This is a genomic window from Erwinia sp. PPS120, from assembly GCF_047918655.1.
GTDB lineage: Bacteria > Pseudomonadota > Gammaproteobacteria > Enterobacterales > Enterobacteriaceae > Erwinia > Erwinia tasmaniensis_A.
This window is the reverse complement of sequence record NZ_JBLREF010000018.1, coordinates 54,336-73,923: the sequence shown is the minus strand read 5'-3', so window position 1 is coordinate 73,923 and position 19,588 is coordinate 54,336. Positions and strand designations below refer to the sequence as shown.

Below are 19,588 nucleotides of genomic sequence, written 5' to 3'. Positions count from 1 at the left end.
GGCTATACTACCACGCTGTGATTTCTTTCCCTCTGTCATTTCATCGAGCGACTTCCTTATGCGTCTTAATCCTGGCCAGCAACACGCCGTCGAATTTGTTACCGGACCCTGTCTGGTATTAGCCGGGGCGGGATCGGGGAAAACGCGCGTTATCACCAACAAAATCGCCCACCTGATCCGCGAATGCGGCTATCAGGCCAGACACATTGCTGCGGTAACCTTTACCAATAAGGCCTCGCGGGAAATGAAAGAGCGCGTGGCGCAGACGCTCGGGCGTAAAGAGGCACGCGGCCTGACCATCTCCACCTTCCATACGCTGGGCCTGGAAATTATCAAGCGTGAGTACGCCGCCCTGGGAATGAAATCGAACTTCTCACTGTTTGATGACCAGGATCAGCTTGCCCTGCTGAAGGATTTAACGGAAGAGTGGCTGGAAAACGATAAAAACCTGCTGCAACAGTTGATTTCGACGATCGGAAACTGGAAAAACGATCTGATGGATCCCTCCCGCGCGGCGGCCGCCGCGCTTACCGATCGCGACCGGCTGTTTGCGCACTGCTACGGCCTGTACGATCGGCATCTTAAATCCTGTAACGTGCTGGATTTTGATGATTTAATTCTGCTGCCTACCCTGTTGTTCCAGCGTAATACCGAGGTACTTGAGCGCTGGCAACAGCGTATTCGCTATCTGCTGGTGGATGAATATCAGGATACCAATACCAGCCAGTATGAGCTGGTGAAACTGCTGGTGGGCGCGCGAGCCCGCTTTACCGTGGTTGGTGATGACGACCAGTCAATCTACTCCTGGCGCGGCGCCAGGCCGCAAAATCTGGTGCTGCTGAAGGAGGATTTCCCTGCGCTACAGGTGATCAAGCTTGAGCAGAACTATCGTTCCTCTGAACGCATCCTGAAAGCGGCCAACATTCTGATTGCCAATAATCCTCACGTCTTCGAAAAGCGCCTTTTTTCCGAGCTGGGCTACGGTGCCGAACTGAAAGTGGTGACGGCCAATCAGGAAGATCATGAGGCAGAACGGGTGATCGGCGAGCTAATCGCCCACCACTTTGTCAATAAAACCCAGTATAAGGATTACGCGATCCTCTATCGCGGTAACCATCAGTCCCGCGTCTTTGAAAAGATGCTGATGCAGAACCGCATCCCGTACCATATTTCCGGCGGCACATCTTTTTTCTCCCGGCCGGAGATCAAGGATCTGCTGGCCTATCTGCGGGTGCTGACCAACGCCGACGACGACAGCGCGTTTATGCGCATTGTAAACACGCCGAGACGTGAAATTGGCTCAGCAACGCTCCAGAAGCTGGGCGAGTGGGCGATGCACCGTAACAAAAGCCTGTTCAGCGCCAGCTTTGATATCGGGCTGGAGCAGACGCTATCGGGAAGGGGGCTGGAATCGTTGCAGCGCTTTACCGGCTGGCTCCGGGAGATCGCTCAGCTGGCGGAACGAGAGCCGGTGAACGCCGTGCGCGATTTGATCCGCGGTGTCGATTACGAAAGCTGGCTGTTCGAAACCTCCGCCAGCCCGAAAGCCGCTGAAATGCGGATGAAAAACGTCAACACGCTGTTCCAGTGGATGTCCGAAATGCTGGAAGGCAGCGATATTGATGAGCCAATGACGTTAACCCAGGTGGTTACCCGTTTTACGCTGCGCGATATGATGGAGCGGGGCGAAAGCGATGAAGAGTCCGACCAGGTACAGCTAATGACGCTGCATGCCTCTAAAGGCCTGGAATTCCCCTATGTCTATCTGGTGGGGATGGAGGAAGGACTGCTGCCGCATCAGAGCAGCATTGATGAGAATAACGTTGAGGAGGAGCGCCGACTGGCCTATGTGGGTATCACCCGCGCCCGGAAGGAGCTGACTTTTACGCTCTGTCGCGAACGGCGCCAGTACGGTGAACTGATTCGTCCTGAACCCAGCCGCTTTCTGCTTGAGCTTCCGCAGGATGATCTGAACTGGGAAACCGAGCGGAAGGTGGTCAGTCCGCAACAGCGAATGCAAACGGGGCAGAGCCGCGTCGCCGGTCTTAAAGCCATGCTGGAAAAAGCGAAGGGGAACGCGAGTTCCTGACAGGGAGCCGGATTCTGACTCTGACGGCTAAAGGAGGAACAGGGGAGGCTTATCCTGTCAGGTGATGGTCAGGCACCAGTGGGCGTAGCTTTGCCAGTGGCACTCCTGCTCCAGCAGTTCAGCGCGAAGCGGGTGCGCCTCCAGCCAGCCATCGGGTAGCGTCACGCTCAGATTGTCCTCATCGGCGTCCAGTTTGATCGCTGGCAGCGTGTTGTCACGGCGTCGGCTGGCAAAAATAATCGCCAGCCGCAGCAGACGGCACAGGCGCTCTGCCATGCGCGGTGGCACCGCATTTTGCTGGCTCAGCAGCGCCAGATCGATGCTGTTAGCCTGGTTTTTTAGCAGTGTGGCGATAAGTTTCTTCTGGGCGGGCGTAAAGCCTGGCAGGTCGAGATGGCGGATCAGATAAGCGGCATGCTGAGGGGCCTGTTTGAAATCTATGCTAAGTCCGATTTCATGAATCTGACTGGCGCTGTCGAGCAGTTCCCTACATCGTTCATCCAGTTTCCAGCTCTCACCGACCTGCCGGGCAAAACTTTCAGCCAGCTGGCGTACGCGATCGGCCTGGTCTGCATCAATGGCAAACCGGCGCTGGATAGTGCGCAGCGTACGACTGCGGATATCGCGATCGACCGGCAGATGCAGCATGCCGTATACCAGGCCTTCACGCAGCGCCCCCCCGGCCAGCGTCATACTGCTAATGTTCAGCTCATTAAAAATCGCAATCAGGATCGACAACCCACTGGGAAACACCAGCGCACGCTCAAGCGTCAGGCCTTCAATCTCCAGCTCTTCCAGCTTGCCGCACTGAATGGCGCGCTGTCTGAGCTGTTGCAGTTTACTCAGCGTAATGTGCTCATCCATGCCCTGCGCCATCATGATCTCCTGCAACGCCTGAACGGTGCCGGACGCCCCCACGCATACCTGCCATCCCTGTTCGCAAAGGGAATTGGCAACAGGGCGGATCATGTCGCGCGCCGCCCGTTCTGCCTGCTCGAAATTTACTTTACCCAAATGGCGATCGGCAAAGTAGCGCTCCAGCCAGGTGACACAGCCCATCGGCAGGCTAAACAGGGAGGTCGTTTGCGATCCGCTGCCCGTGACCAGTTCGGTGCTGCCGCCGCCAATGTCCACCACCAGGCGCTTATCCGGGCCGCCAGTGGTATGGGCCACCCCCTGATAAATCAGACGGGCTTCCTCTTCGCCACTGATAACGTTGACCGGGCAACCGAGAATGTGCTGCGCCGTTTGCAAAAAGGCGCCCGCATTGGCGGCGAGACGCAGGGTGGCGGTTGCCACCACGCGGATTTGCGTCGGCGGAATGTCCTGTAGCTGCTCTGAAAAGAGCCGGAGGCAGTGCCAGCCGCGGGCCATGGCCTCGTCGGAGAGATGGCTGTCACTGTCGAGGCCAGCGGCCAGACGCACTTTGCGCTTAATGCGCGCCACCGTCTGGATGCCTCCGGCAACCTCGCGCACCACCAACATATGGAAGCTGTTTGATCCCAGATCTATTGCTGCATAAAGTGATGACGCGCTCAGCATGGCAGGCTTATCCCGATCGTTTACGGTTACTATTACGCGGCGCGCCGCTGCGACGGTTGTTATTGCCACCGCGGCGAGGCCCATTGCCAGAGCGGTGACGCGTCAGGCGCTTAGGCGGCGGAAGATCGGTCATTAACGCGTCACTGTTGTAGCGGCTGACGGTAATGCTGTGGCCGATATACTCTTCAATCGCCGGCAGATTCAGCGCGTACTCTTCACAGGCCAGGCTGATGGAGTGCCCGTTGGCCCCTGCGCGACCGGTGCGTCCAATACGGTGCACGTAGTCTTCGCGATCGTCCGGCAGGTCATAGTTAAAGACGTGGGTAACGGCGGGAATATGCAGGCCACGCGCGGCAACGTCGGTGGCGACCAGAATATCCACATCTCCTTTGGTAAAGTCGTCCAGAATGCGCAGACGCTTTTTCTGAGCCACATCGCCGGTTAGCAGGCCAACGCGATGGCCATCGGCGGCCAGATGGCCCCAGATATCTTCACAGCGATGCTTGGTATTGGCGAAAATAATCGCCCGATCGGGCCACTCTTCTTCCAGCAGCGTTTGCAGAAGACGCATTTTTTCTTCGTTAGACGGATAGAAAAGTTCTTCTTTGATACGGTGCCCGGTTTTCTGCTCCGGCTCAACTTCCACATACTCGGCGTTGTTCATATTTTCGAACGCCAGTTCGCGAACGCGGAAGGAGAGGGTGGCGGAAAAGAGCATATTCAGCCGCTGATTAGCCGCAGGCATGCGACGGAACAGCCAGCGAATATCTTTGATAAAGCCGAGATCGAACATACGATCGGCTTCGTCGAGCACAACAACCTGAATCGCACCTAAGTTAACGTGATTCTGTTTGGCGTAATCAATCAGCCGACCGGTCGTGCCAATCAGGATATCAACGCCGCTTTCCAGCACCTTAAGCTGTTTGTCGTAGCCGTCGCCGCCATAGGCCAGCCCCAGCTTCAGGCCGGTAGCCTGGGTCAGCGGTTCAGCATCTGCATGAATTTGCACGGCTAATTCGCGCGTTGGCGCCAGGATCAGCGCGCGTGGCTGATTAGTCTGGCGACCAACAGGTGCAGGGTGAGAAAGAAGATGATGGAACGTTGACGTCAGAAACGCCATCGTTTTGCCGGTACCGGTTTGCGCCTGTCCCGCTACATCACGCCCCTGAAGGGTGAAAGGTAGTGCGAGCGCCTGTATAGGCGTGCAGTTATGAAAGCCTTTAGTTTCAAGGGCTTCAATTACCTGAGGGTGCAGGGCGAAGTCGGAAAACTTCTGTTCAGTTAAGTGTGTTTTGCTCATAGTGTGGTAGAATATCAGCTTACTATTGCTTTACGAAAGCGTATCCGGTGAAATAAAGTCAACCTAAGTTGGCAGATTTTACGCCAACCAGCCAGGCATAATCTTTTGGAGTAAGACATGAGCAGCGATAAAATTGTTCACCTGACCGATGACAGCTTCGAAACCGACGTATTAAAAGCAGAAGGTTTGACGCTGGTCGACTTCTGGGCAGAGTGGTGTGGCCCTTGCAAAATGATCGCCCCCATTCTTGATGAAGTCGCCGAAGAGTACGACGGCAAGCTGACAATCGCCAAACTGAATATCGACGATAATCCGGGCACGGCACCAAAGTATGGTATTCGCGGTATTCCTACCTTGCTGCTGTTTAAGGATGGTGAAGTGGCCGCGACCAAAGTTGGCGCACTCTCTAAAGGTCAGCTTAAAGAATTCCTGAACGCGAATCTGGGCTGACAAACTGGCTGCGTCCGGCAGAGAGCGAAATTTCAGCTCTGCGCTGGACGCAAGCCATTAAGCGTGCTAACTTACTTCTACTGCACTATGTACTTACCTGTACTAAGACTCTAAGTTTTACTCCTTGTTGAACACTGTTTTCATCTAAATCTTACAGATATTCAGCAATCTGACGGTTAGCATCATCAGCATTTCCGGCGTCTTGTCCTTACCGTCTCCTCGTCTCAGATTTGCGTTATCCTGCACGTAATCATCGAGCGGACCCAGACAAGAGTGCCATTAACAGGCATGGATTTTTCGCCATTCCACTTACGACAAACATTTCGAGATTTACCCCGAGTTTAAGAACCCACCATTATGAATCTTACCGAACTAAAAAATACGCCGGTTTCTGACCTGATAATACTCGGCGAAAATATGGGGCTGGAAAACCTGGCGCGTCTGCGTAAGCAGGACATCATTTTCTCCATCCTTAAGCAACATGCAAAAAGCGGCGAAGATATTTTCGGCGATGGCGTACTGGAGATATTGCAGGATGGATTTGGTTTCCTCCGCTCTGGAGACAGCTCCTACCTCGCCGGCCCTGACGATATTTACGTTTCCCCCAGCCAGATTCGGCGCTTTAACCTCCGCACAGGTGACACCATTTCCGGCAAGATCCGTCCGCCGAAAGAAGGTGAGCGTTATTTTGCCCTGCTGAAAGTTAACGAAGTTAACTACGATAAGCCGGAAAATGCGCGTAACAAGATCCTGTTTGAAAACTTAACCCCACTGCATGCGAATTCACGCCTGCGGATGGAGCGCGGCAACGGTTCGACTGAAGATTTAACCGCTCGCGTACTGGATCTGGCGTCGCCAATCGGTCGCGGACAGCGCGGTCTGATCGTCGCACCGCCTAAAGCCGGTAAAACCATGCTGCTGCAAAATATCGCGCAGAGCATCGCCTATAATCACCCAGACTGCGTACTGATGGTGCTGCTGATTGACGAGCGTCCGGAAGAAGTGACCGAGATGCAGCGTCTGGTTAAGGGTGAAGTCATTGCTTCTACCTTTGACGAACCAGCGTCACGCCACGTTCAGGTTGCGGAGATGGTAATTGAGAAAGCTAAGCGCCTGGTTGAGCACAAAAAAGATGTGATCATCCTGCTGGACTCCATTACCCGTCTGGCCCGTGCTTACAACACCGTCGTACCGGCTTCCGGTAAAGTGCTTACCGGTGGTGTGGATGCGAACGCCCTGCATCGTCCAAAACGCTTCTTCGGCGCGGCACGTAACGTTGAGGAGGGCGGAAGCCTGACCATCATCGCGACAGCGCTGGTCGATACCGGTTCAAAAATGGACGAAGTGATTTACGAAGAATTTAAGGGTACCGGTAATATGGAACTGCATCTGGCGCGTAAAATCGCCGAGAAGCGTGTGTTCCCCGCGATTGACTACAATCGTTCCGGTACGCGTAAAGAAGAGCTGCTTACCAGCTCGGAAGAACTGCAGAAAATGTGGATCCTGCGCAAAATCATCCATCCAATGGGTGAAATTGACGCCATGGAGTTCCTCATTAACAAACTGGCTATGACGAAAACTAACGATGAGTTCTTCGATATGATGAAACGCTCATAACGCGTTTCGCCTGTACGGCGGTCACTGGCCGCTGACAGGTGTCATTATGGCCGCTTTGAACTTTATGGGCGGTCAAAGGCAAAAAGAAAACTCGGGCAACGCCACGTTCAAACGTGGCGTTTTTCGTTTGTGGGTTATACGATATTCAGCTACCGGAGAATTAAATAAAGGTGCCTTTCAGGATAAAATTTCAGCGCATTACGGAATTTTGAAGGGAAGCACAATGGAAATCAGAAATCTGCGGTTGTTTAATGGCACAATAGTTGCTTATAACACTGCGAGATTCTTTGCCGAGAGCTGTTTAATGTGAATTTACTCAATATGAGTACAGAGCTTGCCTTAATATTTTTGTTTTCACTGGTATTTCTCTTTTTTGCCCGTAAAGCAGCTAAAAAGGTGGGGCTGGTTGATAAGCCTAACTATCGCAAACGTCATCAGGGCGTCGTTCCCCTGGTTGGCGGCATCTCTGTTTTTGCAGGAATCTGTTTTAGCTACGTCATCAGTAATTACTATCTCCCTCATTTTGTTCTTTATCTCGGCTGCGCGGGCCTGCTGGTGCTGGTCGGTGCGCTTGACGATCGTTTTGATATCAGCGTGAAATTCCGTGCCATCGTCCAGGCGGCCATCGCCGTGGTGATGATGACCTTCGGTAAGCTCTATCTGCTGAGCCTGGGGTATATCTTTGGCCCCTGGGAACTGATCGTCGGGCCGTTTGGCTATGTGCTGACGCTGTTTGCCGTATGGGCTGCCATCAACGCCTTCAATATGGTTGATGGCATTGACGGGCTGCTGGGCGGTCTCTCCTGCGTCACCTTCCTGGCGATGGGCATTATTCTCCTGCTCGACGGGCAGCAAAGCCTGGCGATGTGGTGCTTTGCGATGATCGCGGCCATCGTGCCCTATATCTTGCTGAATCTTGGCGTATTGGGTCGCCGGTATAAGGTGTTTATGGGCGATGCAGGCAGCACGCTAATCGGCTTTACCATTATCTGGATCCTGCTGGAGGCGACGCAGGGGCAGTCTCATCCGATTACGCCGGTCACGGCGTTATGGCTGATTGCTATCCCGCTAATGGATATGGTGGCCATTATGTATCGCCGCCTGAGTAAGGGCATGAGCCCGTTCTCCGCTGACCGTCAGCATATTCATCATCTGATTATGCGTGCGGGTTTCTCCTCGCGGCAGGCCTGCCTGTTAATTACGCTTGCCGCTACGCTGCTTGCCGGCGTCGGCGTGGTGGGCGAATCCCTCTCTTTTGTCCCGGACTGGGCCATGCTGCTGCTGTTTTTAATGGCATTTATGCTTTACGGCTACTGCATCAAGCGGGCATGGCGCGTGGCACGGCTAATCAAAAGAGTAAAAAGACGCCTGCGCAGGGCGCAGTAATGACCCGCTGAGCCGCAATTGCACGATTCCGATACGCTGATGAAAAGGAAAATTATGTATGACGCATCCTGATGCTGCCGATAACGAACTGGATATTCGCGGCCTTTGCTGCGCCCTGTGGAGGGGGAAGCTGTGGATTATCGGCGGTGCGTTGGCGCTGGCGCTGCTGGCCTTTCTCGGCTCGCTGCTGATGACGCCGCAGTGGAGCACGACCGCTATTACCGATCGCCCAACCGTTAATCTGCTGGGCGGCTATTACTCGCAGCAGCAGTTTTTGAATAATCTGGATACGCATGCCAGCAATGCCAGCGTCACGCCGCCATCGGTGATGGATCAGGCGTATCAGGAGTTTGTCCGACAGCTTTCTGCCTGGGATACGCGGCGGGACTTCTGGCTGCAAACCTCCTACTACAAACAGCGGCAAACCGGCAATGCGCACGACGATGCGACGAAACTGGATGAGATGATAAACAATATTCAGTATCAGCCTGCGGACATGGCCAAAAATGTCAGTGACACGGTCAGGCTGGTGGCAGAAACCTCTGCCGAAGCTAATACGCTGCTGCGTCAGTACGTTGCCTTTGCCAATCAGCGGGCGGCCACGCATCTGAACGACGACGTAACCGGTGCCTGGGCCGCGCGCACTATTCAGCTTAAGGCACAGGTGAAGCGGCAGGAGGCGGTTGCCAACGCGATATACCAGCGTCAGGTGAACAGCGTAGAGCAGGCGTTAAAAATTGCCCGCCAGCAGGGTTTTGAGCAGGCGAAGACCTCCACGCCGGTTGAGCAGCTCCCTGACTCTGAACTTTTCCTGCTTGGGCGTCCTCTGTTACAGGCGCGGCTGGAGAATTTGCAGGCCACCGGTCCCGGCTACGAGCTGGACTACCTGCAAAACAGAGCGATGTTGTCCACCCTTAACGTCGGCCCAACTCTGGTGGCGTCTTTCCAGACTTATCGCTATTTGCGTACGCCAGAGGAGCCAGTAAAACGCGACAGCCCTCGTCGCCTGTTTTTAATGATTATGTGGGGTGCAGTAGGGGCTTTAGCCGGTGCAGGGACTGCTCTGGTACGCCGCCCTCGTGGTCGGGCGCGTAATGCGCATTCAGCGACCTAACAGACGAACGAAGAGAGTAACAGTGAAAGTACTAACTGTTTTTGGCACGCGCCCGGAAGCGATTAAAATGGCTCCGCTGGTTCATGCACTCGCACAGGATAGCGAGATAGAAGCGCGTCTGTGCGTCACTGCGCAGCATCGTGAGATGCTGGATCAGGTTCTGAAACTTTTTGCCATCGTACCGGATTACGATCTCAATATTATGCGTCCCGGCCAGGCGCTAAGCGAAATTACCAGCCGTATTCTGGAGGGGCTGAAAGGCGTGTTTGCCGAATTTACCCCTGATGTCGTATTGGTTCACGGCGATACCACCACCACCTTTGCCGCCAGCCTGGCGGCCTTTTACCACCGTATCCCTGTGGGCCACGTCGAGGCCGGGCTGCGGACGGGCGATCTCTATTCGCCCTGGCCGGAAGAAGCGAACCGCACGCTGACCGGCCATCTGGCTTCATATCACTTCACGCCGACGGAAACCGCGCGTGCCAACCTGCTGCGTGAGAATCTGCGCGGAGACCGCATGTTTGTTACCGGCAATACGGTCATTGATGCGCTGTTCTGGGTTCGCGATCGGGTATTGAACGATGAGACGCTCAGAAACAGCCTCGCTGCGCGCTACCCCTTTCTGAAAGCCGGTAAGAAGATGATCCTGGTTACCGGCCACCGACGGGAGAGCTTCGGCGGCGGTTTCGAGCGAATTTGCAGCGCGCTGGCCGAGATCGCCCGGCTTCATCCCGACGTACAAATCGTCTATCCGGTGCACCTGAACCCTAACGTCAGCGAGCCGGTAAACCGCATCCTGCGCGGCATTGATAACATCGTGCTAATCGAGCCGCAGGAGTACCTGCCCTTTGTGTGGCTGATGCTCCATGCCTGGCTTATCCTCACTGACTCAGGCGGCATCCAGGAAGAGGCCCCCTCGCTGGGCAAGCCGGTTCTGGTGATGCGCGACACCACCGAGCGCCCTGAAGCGGTCGAGGCGGGCACGGTCAGACTGGTGGGAACTGACGTGCAGAAGATTGTCAGTGAAGTTTCGCGTTTACTCACGGATGAGCTGGCATACCATTCAATGAGCCGTGCCCACAACCCTTATGGGGACGGTCAGGCCTGCCAGCTTATTGTGCAGGCGCTAAAAAATAATCGGGTTTATTTATGACGTTCAATACCATCTCAATTATCGGACTGGGCTACATTGGCCTGCCTACCGCTGCTGCCTTTGCTTCACGGGGCCATACCGTGGTTGGCATTGATATTAACGCCGACGCTGTAGAAACCATCAACCGTGGCGAAATCCATATTGTGGAACCCGAACTCGACCAGGTGGTGAAAACCGCCGTCGGGCAGGGCTACCTGCGGGCGGCCACCAAACCGGTAGCGGCTGATGCCTTTCTGATCGCCGTCCCGACCCCGTTCCAGGATGAGCATCAGCCGGATATGTCATGGGTTAAGGCCGCTGCACTGTCGATTGCACCGGTGCTGAAGCGCGGGGATTTAGTGATCCTGGAGTCCACATCCCCGGTGGGTGCCACCGAGCAAATGGCCGAGTGGCTGGCCACGGAACGACCCGATCTCCGCTTTCCACAGCAGGCCGGTGAGGCAGCCGATATTCAGATAGCCTACTGCCCCGAGCGCGTGCTGCCCGGAAAGATCATGCTTGAGCTGTTTAAGAACGATCGGGTTATCGGGGGCATGACGGAAACCTGTTCCCAGCGGGCGAAGGCGCTTTATATGCTCTTCGTGGAAGGCGAATGCGTGATCACCAATTCACGAACGGCGGAGATGTGTAAGCTGACCGAGAACAGCTTTCGCGATGTGAATATCGCCTTCGCCAACGAGCTGTCGCTGATCTGCGCCGATCAGGGGATTAACGTTTGGGAGCTGATCCGGCTGGCGAATCGTCATCCCCGCGTCAACATCCTCCAGCCTGGCCCGGGCGTTGGCGGGCACTGTATCGCCGTCGATCCCTGGTTTATTGTGGCGCAGAATCCGGTTCAGGCGCGCCTCATTCGTACTGCGCGTGAAGTCAACGACAGTAAGCCTCACTGGGTACTGGAGCAGGTGAAAAAGGCGCTGGCAGAGTGTCTGACGGCCAGCGATAAACGCGCCAGCGAACTGACTATCGCCTGCTTTGGACTGGCGTTTAAACCAGACATTGACGATCTGCGAGAAAGCCCGGCCATGGAGGTGGCAGAGATGATCGCCAACTGGCATTTCGGCGCCACGCTGGTGGTCGAGCCGCATATTCGTCAGCTGCCTGCGCGGCTGGCCGGTAAGGCCGAACTGGCGCCGCTGGATGAGGCCCTTCGCAAGGCCGACGTGCGGGTGATGCTGGTCGATCATGCCGCGTTTAAAACGGCAGACGTTACTCAGTACGGACCGCGCTGGGTTGTCGACACCAAAGGCGTCTGGCAGTGAGTGCAACCGTGCTGGGCCGCATTGAGCCCCTGACGTGGGAAAATGACTTCTTTGCGGTAAACAGTGCCCTACTGAGTCTGGACGCCCGGGGAGCCGTGCTGGACAGCCATGGATTGCAGGGCTTTGATATCGTCCAGTGCCGGGTGCTTTCGCAGCAGACCGCCGAGCTGGATGCACTGGGCGAGATGGGATTTCGCCTGGTTGAAGGTGAAGTGGACTGCGTGCTGGGCGTGTCGGCGACGTCGCGCCCGGACGGCATACGAATTGCACGCGCTGAGCATATTCCCCTGCTGCGTGAGGCAGCCAGCGCCGCGTTTGCCTTCAGTCGCTTTCGTGCGCCCTGGTATCAGCCCGCCGACAGTGGCCGGTTTTATGCACAGTGGAGTGAAAACGCCGTACGCGGGACGTTTGACCACCAGTGCCTGCTTGCCGTTAATGAGCAGGGTGATATGCAGGGATTTATTTCATTGCGTGAGCTGCCGGACGGCAGCGGCAGAGTCGGCCTGCTGGCCACGCTGCCGGAAGCGCAGGGGCTTGGCGTCGGCCAGCGGATGATTGCTGCCGCCACCGACTGGTGTCGGGTTCGCCGCCTGTCGCGTTTACATATCGCGACCCAGCTGAGCAATCTCCCCGCTCTCCGGCTTTATCATCGCTGCGGTGGCGTGGTTGAACGCACCGCCTACTGGCTTTACAGGTAACAACCATGAATTCGTTTAACGCTTCACCTGGTGGTATGGCAGGTAACATGATGATCCCCTTTAATTCACCCCCGATTGTCGGTACTGAACTGGCGTATATGCAGTCGGCCATGGAGAGCGGGAAGCTCAGCGGCGACGGCGGCTTTACGCGGCGCTGTCAGCAGTGGATGGAGCATCGCTTTGGCTGTAAAAAGGTCCTGATGACGCCCTCCTGCACCGCCTCGCTGGAGATGGCGGCCCTGCTGATCAATATTCAGCCCGGCGATGAAGTCATTATGCCGAGCTATACCTTCGTATCGACCGCCAATGCTTTTGTGCTGCGCGGGGCGGTGATCGTGTTTGTGGATATCCGTCCGGACACGCTGAACATTGATGAAACCCTGATTGAAGCGGCGATCACGCCGAAAACCAAAGCCATTGTGCCCGTACACTATGCCGGTGTGGCCTGCGAAATGGACGCCATCATGGACATCGCCAGCCGTTACACGCTGTTTGTGATTGAAGATGCCGCGCAGGGGATCATGTCCACCTACAAAGGCAGGCCGCTGGGCACCATTGGCGACATCGGCTGCTTCAGCTTTCATGAGACAAAAAATTACACCGCCGGAGGCGAAGGCGGCGCGACGTTGATCAACGACGCGGCGCTTATTGAACGTGCGGAGATCATCCGGGAAAAAGGCACCAACCGCAGCCAGTTCTTTCGCGGTCAGGTCGATAAATACACCTGGCGTGATATTGGTTCCAGCTACCTGATGTCGGATCTTCAGGCCGCCTGGCTCTGGGCGCAGCTTGAAGCGGCAGAACAGATTAATGCCCGTCGCCTTGCCCTCTGGCAGCGTTACTCTGATGCGCTTGAGCCGATTGCACAGACCGGACGCATTACGCTGCCCTCCATGCCGCCCGAGTGCCAGCATAATGCGCATATGTTTTATATTAAGCTGCACAACAATGAGGATCGCGGTGCGCTAATTGACTGGCTGAATGAGGCTGGAATCCTGGCAGTGTTCCATTATATTCCACTCCATTCCTCACCGGCCGGTCAGCGTTTTGGCCGCTTCCATGGGGATGACCAGCATACGCAGGTTGAAAGCGAACGCCTGCTTCGCCTGCCGCTGTTTTATAACCTTTCTGATAATAATCAGAAAACGGTAATCAACTCGCTGCTGAGCTTCTTTTCCTGATATGTCACTGGCTAAAGCATCGGTATGGACAGCGGCCTCTACGCTGGTCAAGATTACAGCAGGTCTGCTGGTGGTGAAGATGCTGGCGGTGTCGTTCGGCCCGGCTGGCGTGGGGCAGGCGGGTAACTTCCGGCAGCTTATTACCGTGCTGGGCGTGCTGGCGGGCGCCGGGATTTTCAATGGCGTCACTAAATACGTTGCGGAACAGTCGCAGCCCACGCCGGCGTTACGCGCCATTACCGGTACGGCTTCGGCGATGGTGCTGGGCTTCTCTACGCTGCTGGCGGCAGGCTTTTTACTCTTTGCCGCGCCGATTAGCACCGCCCTGTTTGGGCACGACCACTACCAGAATGTGGTGCGGGTCGTCGCCTTTTTGCAGGTGGGCATCGCCTGGGCCAACCTGACGCTGGCGGTGTTGAAAGGCTTCCGCGATGCGCGGGGGAACGCGCTGGCCCTTATCCTGGGCAGTCTGGTAGGCGTGGTCGCCTGGTTTATCTGCTACTGGCTGGGCGGCTACAGCGGGGCGCTGGTAGGGCTGGCAATGGTCCCTGCGCTGGTAGTCTTTCCGGCCGCGATAATACTGGCCCGCCGGGATCATCTTCCCCTGCGCTTTCTGCTCCCGCAATGGGATCCGGCGATAGCCGCGAACCTGAGCAAATTTACGCTTATGGCGCTGATCACCGCGGTAACGCTGCCGATCGCGTGGGTGATGATGCGTAATTTGCTGGCGGCGAACAGCGGCTGGGATCAGGTTGGGCTCTGGCAGGGCGTGACCAGTATATCGGATGCCTATCTGCAATTTATTACCGCCTCTTTCAGCGTTTATCTGCTGCCCACGCTTTCCCGCCTCACCAGCCGGCAGGCGATCTCCCGCGAGATCGTTCGCTCGCTCAGCTTTGTGCTGCCGGTGGTGGCTGCGGTTAGCCTGACCGTCTGGCTGCTGCGGGATGTGGCTATCTGGCTGCTGTTTTCCAGCCAGTTTCACGCCATGCGCGACCTGTTTATCTGGCAGCTGGCGGGCGACATTTTTAAGGTTGGCTCCTATGTGTTTGGCTATCTGGTGATTGCTAAAGCGTCGCTACGATTTTATCTTCTGACGGAGGTCAGCCAGTTTCTGTTGCTGACCTTGTTCGCTCGCTGGCTTATCCCTTTGCACGGTGCAACAGGTGCCGCCCAGGCCTATATGGCCAGCTACATCGTCTATTTTGCGCTCTGTACCAGCGCCTTTCTTCTCTATCGTAGAAAAGTATGACCACATTGATTCACGTTCTTGGCTCACCCATTCCCCACCATAATCAGACCGTGCTGCGTTTTTTTAACGACGTACTTTCCGTACGGATGCCCGGCACGACGCCGCGTCATTTCTGGATAGTGGGTGAAGCGCCCGTGGCGTCTGAGTTCACCCGGCTGGACATTCGCTACTTCGCGGATAAACGCGCGATCGCGCAGGCGATCGTTGCCAGGGCCAGGGCGTCGCGGCAAACCCGCTTCTTCTTCCTCGGGCAGTTCAATGCCGCGTTATGGCTGGCGCTGCTGGTGGGGAAAATCAAAGCCGCGCAGTTCTACTGGCATATCTGGGGAGCCGATCTCTACGAACAGGGAAAAGGCTGGCGATTCCGGCTGTTTTACCTGCTGCGTCGTCTGGCGCAGAAGCGCGTGGGACGGGCGTTCGCAACGCGTGGCGATATCACCTGGTTTCAGCAGCGCTGTCCGCGGGTGCCCGCCTCGCTGCTCTATTTCCCTACCCGGATGGCACAGACGATACTGCCCGTCGGAGAGAAAAAAGCGGATGAGCTGACGATTCTGGTGGGTAACTCCGGGGATAGCAGCAATCGTCACGTTCAGGCGCTGCAGGAGATCGCTCAGCAGTTTGGCGACAGGGCATCGGTCATCGTACCGCTCGGGTATCCTGAGAATAACGACGCCTGGATCCAGCAGGTACGGGAGGCGGGCGAGCGGCTGTTCAGCGCGGATAAGCTCCATATCCTCACTGACAAACTCGATTTTACCGCTTACCTTGAGCTGATTTCGCGCTGCGATTTAGGTTACTTTATTTTTGAGCGTCAGCAGGGGATTGGCACGCTGTGCCTGCTGATCCAGGCCAATATTCCCTTTGTGGTGAACCGTAAAAACCCGTTCTGGCAGGACCTGGTTGAGCAAAACGTCCCGGTACTGTTTGCCGGTGATTCGCTGGATGGGCCACGCGTTAAGGAAGCACAGCGGCAAATGGCGCTGCTGGATAAGTCGGCCATCGCTTTTTTTGACCCGGCGTATATCGAAGGCTGGTGTCATGCGCTTACGCTGGCGGAAGGGGATAAAGTATGACGCTGTCGCAGTTTGCGGGCCTGCTGGTGGTCTATCTGCTGTCGCTCGGCGTGGTGCTGACGCTGACGTGGCGAGAGTTTCGTCGGGTGCGTTTTAATTTTAACGTCTTCTTTTCGCTGCTATTCCTGCTGACCTTCTATTTCGGTTTCCCACTGACCTGCCTGCTGGTATTCAGATTCAACGTGCAGGTGGTGCCGCCTGAAAATCTGCTTGAGGCACTACTTTCAGCGACGTGCTTCTACGCAATTTACTATGTGAGCTACAAAACGCGCCTGAGGGCGGCATCAGCGCGGCCATCAAAGCCAGTCTTTACCATGAATCGCGTTGAGACGCATCTGACCTGGGGGATTCTGGCGCTGATTGCGCTGGGCACCGTGCTGGTCTTCTTCCTGCATAACGGCTTTTTGTTATTCCGTCTCCACAGCTACAGCCAGATTTTCTCCAGCGACGTCTCGGGCGTGGCGCTAAAGCGCTTTTTCTACTTTTTTATTCCCGCCATGCTGGTGGTCTATTTTCTCGATCAGCGCATGCGAAACTGGCTGCTGTTTCTGGTGGCGACGGTAGGATTTGGCCTGTTAACCTACGTCATTGTAGGGGGCACGCGCGCCAATATCATCATCGCCTTTGCACTGTTTCTGTTTATCGGCATTGTTCGCGGCTGGATCACGCTGTGGATGCTGGCGATAGCGGGGGTGGCCGGGGTGGTGGCGATGTTCTGGCTGGCGCTGAAACGCTATAACCTTGACGTCAGCGGCGCGGAGGCTTTCTATACTTTCCTCTATCTGACGCGCGATACCTTCTCGCCCTGGGAGAACCTGGGATTGCTGCTGCAAAACTACGACAGGATCGACTTTCAGGGGCTGGCGCCGATGGTGCGGGATTTCTACGTATTTATCCCGAGCTGGCTCTGGCCGGACAGGCCGACAATGGTGCTGAACAGCGCTAACTACTTCACCTGGGAAGTGCTTAATAACCACTCGGGCCTGGCGATTTCACCCACGCTCATCGGCTCACTGGTGGTGATGGGCGGGGTCGGGTTTATTCTTCCCGGCGCTATCGCAGTCGGGATGGTTATAAAATGGTTTGACTGGCTGTATCAGAAAGGCCAGCAGGAGAGTAATCGCTATAAGGCTGCGATATTACAAAGCTTCTGCTTTGGTGCCGTTTTCAATATGATTGTGCTCGCCAGAGAGGGCCTGGATGCGTTTGCATCCCGGGTCGTCTTCTTTTGCCTGATTTTTGTCACGGCGGTGGTGGTGGCGAAGCTGCTCTACTGGCTGCTGGACAGTGCAGGCGTGGTCCGGGCGAAAAAGAGCGCAGCGCAGCCTCTGTCGCATTAAGCCTGAGCGGACACGTCTGTCCGTCAGGCTATTTTTACCTAAAGGAAACGCTCATGGATGCCCCTTCTTCTGTACCGCACTATCAGATCCGCGGCTTTTCGCTGTTGGGTTTTCGCGATATGGCTGGCTTCCTTGATTACCTCTATCAGGGAAGCACCCTGAAGACCGGAACGCTGGTGGCGATAAATGCCGAAAAAGTTCTGACGGCAGAGAGTCAGCCGATGGTTTGCGAATTGATTGATGCGGCGGAATACAAATATGCTGACGGCATCAGCATTGTCCGTTCGGTACGCAAAAAATACCCCGAGGCGCAGATTGCCCGCATTGCCGGTGCCGACCTGTGGGAAGCGCTGATGGAACGGGCAGGCCGTGAAGGGACGCCCGTTTTCCTGATTGGCGGCAAGCCTGACGTGCTTGAGCAGACGCAGGCTAAACTGCGACGCCAGTGGAATGTGAATATCGTGGGTGCGCAGGATGGCTATTTCGCGCCCGCGGATCGCGAGGCGCTGTTCGCACGCGTGGCCGCCAGCGGTGCACGAATCGTAACAGTAGCCATGGGATCGCCCCGGCAGGAAGTACTAATGCGCGACTGTAAGATAAATAATCCTGATGCCCTGTATATGGGCGTAGGCGGCACTTACGACGTGTTCACCGGCCGGGTGAAGCGCGCGCCCCTGTTCTGGCAGAAGATGGGGCTGGAGTGGCTGTACCGGCTTCTTATGCAACCTTCCCGGCTGCGCAGGCAGTTAAAACTGCTTAAATACCTGAAGTATCATTTACGCGGCGATCTTTAAAAAAACTTTTTGTCTTGCGGTAATCGTTGGAATGCAACAATTTTTAGTCCGTTTTCTATACATTCCGTATGTGGTTTAGACAGAACGCACAAAGCGTAAGCAAACGCGATTTTTTATGAAAAAAGCACTGGACAGGATCGGCTCGAATCCGTAGTATGCCCATCCGCAACGGCGCTATGCGCCCGTAGCTCAGCTGGATAGAGCGCTGCCCTCCGGAGGCAGAGGTCTCAGGTTCGAATCCTGTCGGGCGCACCATTAAGTTGTGTGCAAGAGCTGCGGTGGTAACAACCGCGTTAGTTAAGCAGTACAGAAGTAAGCAGTAGGGGTGGTGGCTATAGCTCAGTTGGTAGAGCCCTGGATTGTGATTCCAGTTGTCGTGGGTTCGAGTCCCATTAGCCACCCCAGATTTTGTTCGGTATGCGAAGGTGGCGGAATTGGTAGACGCGCTAGCTTCAGGTGTTAGTGTCTTAACGGACGTGAGGGTTCAAGTCCCTCTCTTCGCACCACAAAATCAGCAGTAATAAAGAAGTCGCAGTATTTCGGCGAGTAGCGCAGCTTGGTAGCGCAACTGGTTTGGGACCAGTGGGTCGGAGGTTCGAATCCTCTCTCGCCGACCACTTTTCAGGACCTTGCTGTGGCGAGGTTTTTTGCTTAAGGTCTGAGGATCTGAGCAACGTAGTACCGCAGTATTTCGGCGAGTAGCGCAGCTTGGTAGCGCAACTGGTTTGGGACCAGTGGGTCGGAGGTTCGAATCCTCTCTCGCCGACCATCTTCAGAAACCCCGCTTCGGCGGGGTTTTTTCGTTTCAAAGTCCAGCTCAGACGGCTTACGCTCTTTGGCAAGGCAACGGTCTCAGGCTCCAGCTACCTGTTTCCCTCTGATTCCTGCAGCACATCCTCCCCCAGGCTTTACGCTTCGCAAACCGCAAACCGCAAACCGCAAACCGCAAACCGATCCGCCTGTTCCGGACTGTGCGTGAATGTCCAGGCATCTGCAATGGCAATATGCTCACCCACTGTCGCTGGCATGAGACGTATAAGTTGATGTATTAAATAGCATTTAATCAATCAGCAGATTGCTGTCGCCGGACAGGGACAAAAGAGGAAAGGGGTGTCGCACTTTTAGGACGTCGTTAAGCGGACAGGGGGAAAGCCCGGGAATTAACGCGATAAAAAACAGCCAAATAGGTGAAAGTATCCGGCTTAACGGCAGGGTGGCATGATGAGTGCAATAGTACAGATGTAGATGCTCATTCCACTGCTTATGTTTGCTCAGGCTTCATAAGGCCGGAATGATGCAGAGCCCTTTATGGTACCTGTTGTCCACCTGCCCGTATCGTT

General features: G+C 55.6%; 16 protein-coding genes and 5 tRNA genes. 19 read left to right on the top strand and 2 right to left on the bottom strand.

Features of this window, described 5'->3' with window-relative positions:
* Window positions 1-58 precede the first annotated feature (58 nt).
* The gene (gene rep, locus ACLRGG_RS12085; protein WP_416250000.1) at window positions 59-2,089 is read left to right on the top strand and encodes a DNA helicase Rep; all 2,031 of its coding nucleotides are present in this window, start codon (window positions 59-61) and stop codon (window positions 2,087-2,089) included.
* A 57-nt stretch (window positions 2,090-2,146) separates the two neighbouring features.
* On the opposite strand, the gene gppA is transcribed toward rep, so the two are convergent.
* Entirely contained in the window at window positions 2,147-3,631 is a 1,485-nt protein-coding gene (gppA, locus tag ACLRGG_RS12080; RefSeq protein ID WP_416250014.1) for a guanosine-5'-triphosphate,3'-diphosphate diphosphatase, read from the bottom strand.
* A gap of 7 nt (window positions 3,632-3,638) precedes the next feature.
* Window positions 3,639-4,931, bottom strand: coding sequence for an ATP-dependent RNA helicase RhlB (gene rhlB / locus ACLRGG_RS12075; protein ID WP_416249999.1), 1,293 nt, complete (start codon window positions 4,929-4,931; stop codon window positions 3,639-3,641).
* A gap of 117 nt (window positions 4,932-5,048) precedes the next feature.
* Between rhlB and trxA the strand changes: the two genes are divergently transcribed.
* The 18 genes from trxA (at window position 5,049) to ACLRGG_RS11985 (ending at window position 19,017) form a co-directional block, all read left to right on the top strand.
* Window positions 5,049-5,381 (top strand): thioredoxin TrxA, encoded by a 333-nt coding sequence (gene trxA / locus ACLRGG_RS12070; RefSeq protein ID WP_067709696.1) that lies wholly within the window; start codon window positions 5,049-5,051, stop codon window positions 5,379-5,381.
* A gap of 357 nt (window positions 5,382-5,738) precedes the next feature.
* Entirely contained in the window at window positions 5,739-6,998 is a 1,260-nt protein-coding gene (rho, locus tag ACLRGG_RS12065) for a transcription termination factor Rho (RefSeq protein ID WP_067709698.1), read from the top strand.
* Between the two features lie 46 nt (window positions 6,999-7,044).
* On the top strand, window positions 7,045-7,308 hold the full coding sequence (locus tag ACLRGG_RS12060; RefSeq protein WP_416249998.1) for a hypothetical protein: 264 nt from the start codon (window positions 7,045-7,047) through the stop codon (window positions 7,306-7,308).
* Window positions 7,305-8,384 (top strand): UDP-N-acetylglucosamine--undecaprenyl-phosphate N-acetylglucosaminephosphotransferase, encoded by a 1,080-nt coding sequence (wecA, locus tag ACLRGG_RS12055; protein ID WP_416249996.1) that lies wholly within the window; start codon window positions 7,305-7,307, stop codon window positions 8,382-8,384. The genes ACLRGG_RS12060 and wecA overlap by 4 nt, the downstream gene beginning before the upstream one ends.
* A 58-nt stretch (window positions 8,385-8,442) precedes the next feature.
* Complete coding sequence (wzzE, locus tag ACLRGG_RS12050; protein WP_416249995.1) at window positions 8,443-9,498, top strand: ECA polysaccharide chain length modulation protein; 1,056 nt, start codon at window positions 8,443-8,445, stop codon at window positions 9,496-9,498.
* 22 nt (window positions 9,499-9,520) lie between these two features.
* Complete coding sequence (wecB, locus tag ACLRGG_RS12045) at window positions 9,521-10,651, top strand: non-hydrolyzing UDP-N-acetylglucosamine 2-epimerase (RefSeq protein WP_416249994.1); 1,131 nt, start codon at window positions 9,521-9,523, stop codon at window positions 10,649-10,651.
* The gene (gene wecC / locus ACLRGG_RS12040; protein ID WP_416249993.1) at window positions 10,648-11,910 is read left to right on the top strand and encodes a UDP-N-acetyl-D-mannosamine dehydrogenase; all 1,263 of its coding nucleotides are present in this window, start codon (window positions 10,648-10,650) and stop codon (window positions 11,908-11,910) included. Before wecB ends, wecC begins: the two co-directional genes overlap by 4 nt.
* Entirely contained in the window at window positions 11,907-12,608 is a 702-nt protein-coding gene (gene rffC, locus ACLRGG_RS12035) for a dTDP-4-amino-4,6-dideoxy-D-galactose acyltransferase (protein WP_416249992.1), read from the top strand. The genes wecC and rffC overlap by 4 nt, the downstream gene beginning before the upstream one ends.
* 50 nt (window positions 12,609-12,658) lie before the next feature.
* Entirely contained in the window at window positions 12,659-13,789 is a 1,131-nt protein-coding gene (gene rffA / locus ACLRGG_RS12030; RefSeq protein WP_416250013.1) for a dTDP-4-amino-4,6-dideoxygalactose transaminase, read from the top strand.
* A gap of 1 nt (window position 13,790) precedes the next feature.
* The gene (gene wzxE, locus ACLRGG_RS12025; RefSeq protein ID WP_416249991.1) at window positions 13,791-15,041 is read left to right on the top strand and encodes a lipid III flippase WzxE; all 1,251 of its coding nucleotides are present in this window, start codon (window positions 13,791-13,793) and stop codon (window positions 15,039-15,041) included.
* Window positions 15,038-16,114 carry a TDP-N-acetylfucosamine:lipid II N-acetylfucosaminyltransferase gene (locus tag ACLRGG_RS12020; RefSeq protein ID WP_416249990.1) on the top strand — a complete coding sequence of 359 codons (1,077 nt, stop codon included), beginning with the start codon at window positions 15,038-15,040 and terminating at the stop codon, window positions 16,112-16,114. Before wzxE ends, ACLRGG_RS12020 begins: the two co-directional genes overlap by 4 nt.
* Window positions 16,111-17,454: an ECA oligosaccharide polymerase gene (gene wzyE, locus ACLRGG_RS12015; protein WP_416249989.1), complete on the top strand. Its 1,344-nt coding sequence runs from the start codon at window positions 16,111-16,113 to the stop codon at window positions 17,452-17,454. Before ACLRGG_RS12020 ends, wzyE begins: the two co-directional genes overlap by 4 nt.
* A 53-nt stretch (window positions 17,455-17,507) precedes the next feature.
* The gene (gene wecG, locus ACLRGG_RS12010; RefSeq protein WP_416249988.1) at window positions 17,508-18,248 is read left to right on the top strand and encodes a lipopolysaccharide N-acetylmannosaminouronosyltransferase; all 741 of its coding nucleotides are present in this window, start codon (window positions 17,508-17,510) and stop codon (window positions 18,246-18,248) included.
* A gap of 178 nt (window positions 18,249-18,426) precedes the next feature.
* A tRNA-Arg gene (locus tag ACLRGG_RS12005) sits at window positions 18,427-18,503 on the top strand.
* Between the two features lie 73 nt (window positions 18,504-18,576).
* Window positions 18,577-18,652 (top strand) — tRNA-His (locus ACLRGG_RS12000).
* A 15-nt stretch (window positions 18,653-18,667) separates the two neighbouring features.
* A tRNA-Leu gene (locus tag ACLRGG_RS11995) sits at window positions 18,668-18,754 on the top strand.
* A gap of 34 nt (window positions 18,755-18,788) precedes the next feature.
* Window positions 18,789-18,865: transfer RNA gene (locus tag ACLRGG_RS11990), tRNA-Pro, on the top strand.
* Window positions 18,866-18,940: 75 nt separating this feature from the next.
* A tRNA-Pro gene (locus ACLRGG_RS11985) sits at window positions 18,941-19,017 on the top strand.
* Window positions 19,018-19,588 lie beyond the last annotated feature (571 nt).